We start from the raw sequence: 6,305 nt of genomic DNA, 5'->3' as shown, positions 1-6,305 counted from the left end.
CTTATGGGCAGGTTACCCACGTGTTACTCACCCGTTCGCCACTATTCTCTCGATCGGAAGCAAGCTTCCAAAAGAAAGAACCGTTCGACTTGCATGTATTAGGCACGCCGCCAGCGTTCGTCCTGAGCCAGGATCAAACTCTCATGTAAATGTGGACTCTTGTACAGAAATCCTACATGTAAAATTTAAAAGCTCATTTGTTACGTTACTGACTTTATGTTTGCGATACTGCGTATCGCCTTCGTTTGCTTTGATAAAATCAAAGCTCCCTGCACATTTGGTTCGTTCATTCTTTGTTCAGTTTTCAAAGGTCAATCGTTTATCACGTGTCACGTGATAACTTCATAATATTACCACGGATTCAACTTTCCGTCAAGCACTTTCTGAAATTGTTTTTCAGGAAGCTTTTCGCTATCGGTAAACCGAAGCGGCAACTTTTATATACTATCATTCTCACGATTGCATGTCAACAACTTTTTTTAATTGTTTTTTCTGATGCTCTCGGGGACAACTTAAATATAGTACCATCGGGGCAATCTTCTGTCAATGGTTTTTTTAATCTTTTTGGACTGCTGAAAAAATGTTTTCGGATCTGCCCTTTAATTGGAAACTTAGGCAACGCCGCCAAATATCTGTAAATAAACAAAAAGAAGAGCACTCCCCGCTCGTTTTTTCGAGGAAAAGTGTTCTTCTTTCTATATTATGTAGCATTTTCAATGACAACCTTATCAATCGCCGCGACTATTCGAATCCCAGGATGAAGATGCCCACCATGATCATCGCTATGACTGTGTATTGCGCTTTTGTCAGCTTTTCCTTCAGGAATATGCGTGCCAAAATGACGGATACCATGCTGTAAGAAGATATCAACGGCGCTACGATAACGGCATTCGCACTGATTGCGAAGACATAGAAGAATTGTCCCAAGGTTTCAAAGATTGCTGCCAAGCCTCTGACTTTTTGATCACGCAACATAAAGGATTGCTTCTTGACTGCGACCAGGTAGATCCAGACGATGACCGCAACAATCAACCAAGTCAATTCATAGGAAATGTTCGCTTGCATTTCATCCATCCCTCTGTCGAAAACCCAAGCATCCGCAAAGGTTCCCAACGAATCGATGAATGCGTACCCTAGAGGGAACAACAACGCGATGGCGCCGTATTTGTATTTGCGGTCGATCATTTCTTTTTTCTCTTTCCGTTCCGCCTCAGCCAATCTTTGTTCGAAGACCGACAAGAGGATCACGCCGATCGTGATCAAAGCAACCGCAAAAAATTGGATACCTGTCATGGATTGGCCCAAAAAGATGAACGTCATCAATCCTGAAATGGCACCCGATGAATTTTGGACCGGCGAGGAGATGGACAACTCCAAGAAACGCAAACCGGCATAACCGACCGCCATCGATAAAATGTACATCGCTGATACCGGCAAATACCTTATCATATTGACCGGCTCATAAGTGATGCCTGAAGTCAGCATGACGTAAAGCGCATGTATCCCCATTACGATACCCACCATGACGACGATTTTCAAATAACTGAAAGGGTCTTTCGGATCGCTACCCTTTTTATAAAATAAGTCGGCTGTCCCCCAAGCCAACACAGAGATTATTGCAAAAAAGAACCACATCTTCCATCCATCCTTTGTATAATGTATTCACGCATCATAGCATTATACTAAACAAAATAGAATTGCGATAATATTCTGCCTGTTTAAGCAACATATAAACAGGCAATAACATCTTCCACCATTCATAAAATGACATTGGAAAGCAGCTAAAAATGGATTTCATCCAATTTTTTCAACGTTTATCATTTTTAACCAACTTTAACCAGCGTGCAATAAAGGATTAATCCCTTACTCTTTTCCCCATGTAGACCAAGTCTCTTTCGATGCCGTCCAATTCGGCAACTCTCGGCAAATAGCCCCATTGCTCGAAACCAAATTTCCTCATCAAGCCCAAGCTTGGCTCATTATGCGCAAAAATCAGGCAGATCAGTGTCGTGATATCCAGCTCTTCGCAAGCCGCCAGTGCTGTTTCCATGATCTGGCTACCAATTTTTTTGCCGCGGTAGGCTTCAGCTATATAGATGCTCAATTCCGCCGTTTTGGCATAGGCCGCTCTGCTGTGGAATGGCTGGAAGCTCAACCAGCCGCAGATTTTCTCGTTTTCTTCAAATACCCAGATGGGTCTGTAGCTTGGCGAGTGGTCCAAAAACCAAGGCATTTTGCTTTTCTTCGTAGCGGGTTCTAGATCGGCCGTCACCATTCTGCTGGGTATGGTTTCGTTGTAGATTGCAACGATGTCCTCTACATCTTCCAATGTAGCGTTTCTATGGGTAATGTTCATTTTTATAATCTCTCCTCGATTTCCGATGTAATCCTTCTATAGCGATTTATGCATATAGCGTATTGTACCAACAAACAGGAAGTCCTTTCCATCTTTTTTCGCCGTTGCCTTCATTTTCTCTTTCGGACATAGCGTGAAAGCGCATCAGCGGCTTTTTCCCGCTGCCATATCATCCTTTGTGGAGAGAGCGTCCCAATTGACGCACAATTCTGCAGAATTGCGTCAGTTTTTCGTAATCATCGAGAAAAAAATCGGTTATACTGGATGAAAGAATGAGGTGGATGATATGAACGAAAAAATATACATTGCGGAAGACGAAGAAACCATTCGACTGACAGTAAAAACATTCCTGGAAAGCGAAGGCTATCTTGTTTCCGACTTCCCGAACGGGGACCTATTATTAGAAGAATTCCAGAAAAACAAACCCGATCTCGTCATTTTGGATGTCATGATGCCCGGATCGAGCGGTTTCGAGATAACGAAAAGGATACGCGCAATCAGTTCCGTTCCGATCATCATCTTGACCGCAAAAGACAGCGATATGGATTATGCGACCGGCATCAATCTGGGCAGCGATGATTATTTCACAAAACCATTCAGCGCCATCGCGCTCAACATGCGCGTGAAGGCCATGCTGCGAAGAGTCAAGATGGATCAGGAACGTCAACCGGCGCTGCAAGAGCAAAAGACATTGGCACTCGGCGACATCCTGATCGACACCAACGCGATGACGGTCAAACAGGCCGGCAACCTCATCAACCTCACCCCAAACGAATACAATGTCTTTGTCTATCTGATTGAGAATACAAATCGCGCCGTATCGCGCGATGAACTGCTCGATGCGATTTGGGGTTACGGGAAAGACATTGAAACGAGGGCCTGTGACGATACAATCCGGCGTCTGCGGAAAAAAATTGCCGCTTCAACCGTCCAGATCGAGACGGTTTGGGGCTTCGGCTTCACGGTGAAGGAGTCGGAATAGATGCAGAAATCAAAAAGAAGTATGAAAATAAGGCTTCTCTCCACTGTCACGCTATTGTTGACGGTTGTCTTCGCTTTGATTTACTTGATTTTCAATTTTTTCTTTACCCAATATATCGAGACGACGGCCACTGCCTTGCTCACCCAATCGCGGGAGAGTTTTGTGGCAAAACCGCCGGCTGCAGCATTGCCGGCGAAGGATATCCCCATAGGCGACAGCTCCATCCAGGAGGAGAAACCGGAAAAAAATCGGGAACCCCATTCCGCATTTGCAGCTTCGGTGCAGCGGACGATCGTATCCGCAGATTTTGAAGTGCTGTTTCCGCAAAACCAAGTGACCGGGTTTGATGATAACTCCGGCCTTTCCACATTCATCGACGGACTGAAGGATTCCGATATTTCCTTGAGCAATACGGACTCCGGGAAAATCGAATTGGAGGATAACCTCTATTATTATACGGTGGCTTCAAATTCCGCTGAGAAGGATTCTTATGCCGTCTTCTTCATCAATATGTCAGACCTCTACGTTTTCGAACAGACGCTTAACCAGCTGCTGCTGATCATCATGGTCATCGGCTTGATCAGCATTGCGACCATCACCTATGTATTCGTCTCGCGTATCACCAAACCTTTGCAGACGTTGGCCCTTTTCGCAAAGGAAATTGGTGAAGGCAATTACCAAACAATCGACGAAGAATTCGTGGACCTGGAGTTGCATGAATTGAAGACGGCCATGAACGAAACGACGAAGAAACTGAAACACTACGACGCCAATCAACGCACCTTTTTCCAGAATGCCTCCCATGAATTGCGGACACCACTGCAGATCATCAAAACCAATGCCGAGGGAATCGAGATCGGCATCATCGATGATAAAAAAGGGGCGGTCGTCATCAAAAAGGAGACCGACAAACTCGGCTCACTGGTGGAGGATATCCTCTATCTGTCCCGTTTGGAATCCCGTTCCGCCGACCGGATCGCCACTACCAACGATCTGCGCGAAACCTTTTCCTATACGGCTGAACGCTATGCAAGCGTCATCGCGCAAAAGAATATCACCATGCATTTCGATTTCCAGAAAAATCCCGTTTTCTTCCATTATGATGAAAACGATTTTGAACGGGCATTCCAAAATCTATTATCCAATGCGCTCCGTTATGCTGCGGGGACCATCCGCTTGGGCTGCAAGGAAGTGGATGACCGGATCATGATTACGGTCTATAACGACGGCCCCCCTATTTCTCGGACAGATTTGCCGCATATTTTCGATCGTTTCTACAAAGGGGAAGGCGGCATCAACGGCATCGGCCTATCGATCGTCCAGTCCATCGTGCATTCCTATGGCGGACGCATCGAGGCAAAATCATCAGAACAAGGAACCACTTTCACCATCATCCTCTCCAAACCGCAAGGCTAATTTTTCCCCACGCAAACACCTGCATCGCCAACCCGAAAAGGTTGAACATGCGGGTGTTTTTGCATTTTTTCTCTTTACGGCACTTTCCTGTCGCTTTGCTACAATTTTACGGCAATTCTCCGTCGGCTTTTCGGGGAATTGTTTCTTTGTGTAGCCTAAAATGAAACCTTGAACCTCTCATGACTAAAGTCACGAGATTCTTGGGAAGAGGGAATACTTGCCGGTGTATGTCTTTGCCGGCAGCGGTTTCCCTTGTTTACCAAGCTATCCCCGTAGTACCTACGGTTCTTATCTTTGATGATTATTTCATGGCATGCAGCCTTAGGCCTTCGATCAGGATGTTTCTGCTGGCGTTGATGTCCCGGTCATGATGGACATGACAAATCGGACAAACCCAGTCCCTGACAGTCAATGGCATCGAAGGGGCTTTATATCCGCAGCCTTCCGTGGAACATAACTTGCTGGACGGGAACCATCGGTCCACCTTGATGATGTCCCGGCCGTACCAATCTGCCTTGTATTGCAGTTTTGATACAAAGCTGGACCAGGAGACATCGGAAATGCTCTTGGCCAATTTGTGGTTGCGCAACAGACCTTTCGTGTTCAAGTCCTCGATACAGATCAGATCGTGGTTTTTGATGAGTTCCGTACTCAACTTGTTCAGGAAGTTGGTGCGTTGGTTCGCCACTTTTTCGTGCAGACGAGCCACTTTTCGCTTTTGTTTCTGGTAGTTTTTTGCTTGGGACAATTCCTTGCCATCCTTTTTGGCGACCAAAGCGCGGCGGGATAATTTGCGTTGTTCGCGTTTCAGTTTCTTCTCCATTTGGGAAGTGAACGCATCGTTATCCTTTTTTTGGCCGTCGGAAAGTATGGCGAAATCCGTGATGCCCAAGTCAACCCCGATGACAGACTCGGCTTTTGGCCATTCGTGGATTTCTTCTTCACACAGAAGAGACACGAAATACTTACCGCTTGCGTTTTTGCGGAGGGTCGCACTCAGTATCCGGCCTTTAGGCTGCCGGCTTTTCGCAAATGTAACCAAGCCCAACTTAGGCAATTTAACGTGTTTTTCTTTTACTTCAATGCTGTTGTTTACGTTTTTGGTTGTATAGCTCTGGACGGGATTATTTTTGCTTTTAAAATTCGGCTTATCATTTTGGTTTCTAAAAAAGCGGGCAAACGAATCCGCTAAGTGCTGTAAGGAGGACTGAAGCGCAATACTGTCGACTTCTTTCAACCAACCGGTTTCTTCTTCCCTTTTCATTTTGGGGAGCATGGCGGAGCAAGCGTTATAGGACAAGCCTTTGCCGGTTTCCGCATAGGTGGTGTTCCAGAGATCCAGAAAGTGATTAAAGACAAATCGTGAACAGCCGATGGTTTTCGCAATCAGAATGGTTTGTTCCTGATTGGGATAGAGGCGGAATTGATAGGCTTTGTATCGCAGCATTGAACTCATCTCCTTTACTCCAATTATACGCCGAGGCTGTCATAAGAACAAAAAAGACCGCGCCGATTCATCCCACGATTGAAATCACGGGTGTTCTCGGCGCA

General features: G+C 45.7%; 5 protein-coding genes and 1 rRNA gene. 2 read left to right on the top strand and 4 right to left on the bottom strand.

Going from position 1 to position 6,305, the window contains the following annotated elements:
• The 3 genes from BM101_RS13640 to BM101_RS13625 all read right to left on the bottom strand — a co-directional run.
• A 16S ribosomal RNA gene (locus BM101_RS13640) occupies positions 1–149 on the bottom strand; the annotation flags it as partial.
• A gap of 592 nt (positions 150–741) precedes the next feature.
• Positions 742–1,635 (bottom strand): EamA family transporter, encoded by an 894-nt coding sequence (locus tag BM101_RS13630; protein ID WP_087033294.1) that lies wholly within the window; start codon positions 1,633–1,635, stop codon positions 742–744.
• A gap of 220 nt (positions 1,636–1,855) precedes the next feature.
• Positions 1,856–2,356, bottom strand: coding sequence for a GNAT family N-acetyltransferase (locus tag BM101_RS13625; protein ID WP_087033293.1), 501 nt, complete (start codon positions 2,354–2,356; stop codon positions 1,856–1,858).
• A 286-nt stretch (positions 2,357–2,642) separates the two neighbouring features.
• On the opposite strand from BM101_RS13625, the gene BM101_RS13620 reads away from it, so the two are divergent.
• Together BM101_RS13620 and BM101_RS13615 are read left to right on the top strand one after the other, a co-directional pair.
• Positions 2,643–3,338: a response regulator transcription factor gene (locus tag BM101_RS13620; protein ID WP_087033292.1), complete on the top strand. Its 696-nt coding sequence runs from the start codon at positions 2,643–2,645 to the stop codon at positions 3,336–3,338.
• Positions 3,339–4,754, top strand: coding sequence for a HAMP domain-containing sensor histidine kinase (locus BM101_RS13615; protein ID WP_087033291.1), 1,416 nt, complete (start codon positions 3,339–3,341; stop codon positions 4,752–4,754).
• A 301-nt stretch (positions 4,755–5,055) separates the two neighbouring features.
• On the opposite strand, the gene tnpB is transcribed toward BM101_RS13615, so the two are convergent.
• Entirely contained in the window at positions 5,056–6,201 is a 1,146-nt protein-coding gene (gene tnpB / locus BM101_RS13610; protein ID WP_093399878.1) for an IS200/IS605 family element RNA-guided endonuclease TnpB, read from the bottom strand.
• Positions 6,202–6,305: the final 104 nt, after the last annotated feature.

This window comes from Trichococcus palustris, from assembly GCF_900114465.1.
Lineage (GTDB): Bacteria > Bacillota > Bacilli > Lactobacillales > Aerococcaceae > Trichococcus > Trichococcus palustris.
This window is presented reverse-complemented; position numbering and strand designations above follow the sequence as displayed.

Coding starts and splice junctions, on each gene's coding strand:
- BM101_RS13630 (WP_087033294.1), bottom strand. CDS start 1,635: ATGTGGTTCTTTTTTGCAATAATCTCTGTGTTGGCTTGGGGGACAGCC.
- BM101_RS13625 (WP_087033293.1), bottom strand. CDS start 2,356: ATGAACATTACCCATAGAAACGCTACATTGGAAGATGTAGAGGACATC.
- BM101_RS13620 (WP_087033292.1), top strand. CDS start 2,643: ATGAACGAAAAAATATACATTGCGGAAGACGAAGAAACCATTCGACTG.
- BM101_RS13615 (WP_087033291.1), top strand. CDS start 3,339: ATGCAGAAATCAAAAAGAAGTATGAAAATAAGGCTTCTCTCCACTGTC.
- tnpB (WP_093399878.1), bottom strand. CDS start 6,201: ATGCTGCGATACAAAGCCTATCAATTCCGCCTCTATCCCAATCAGGAA.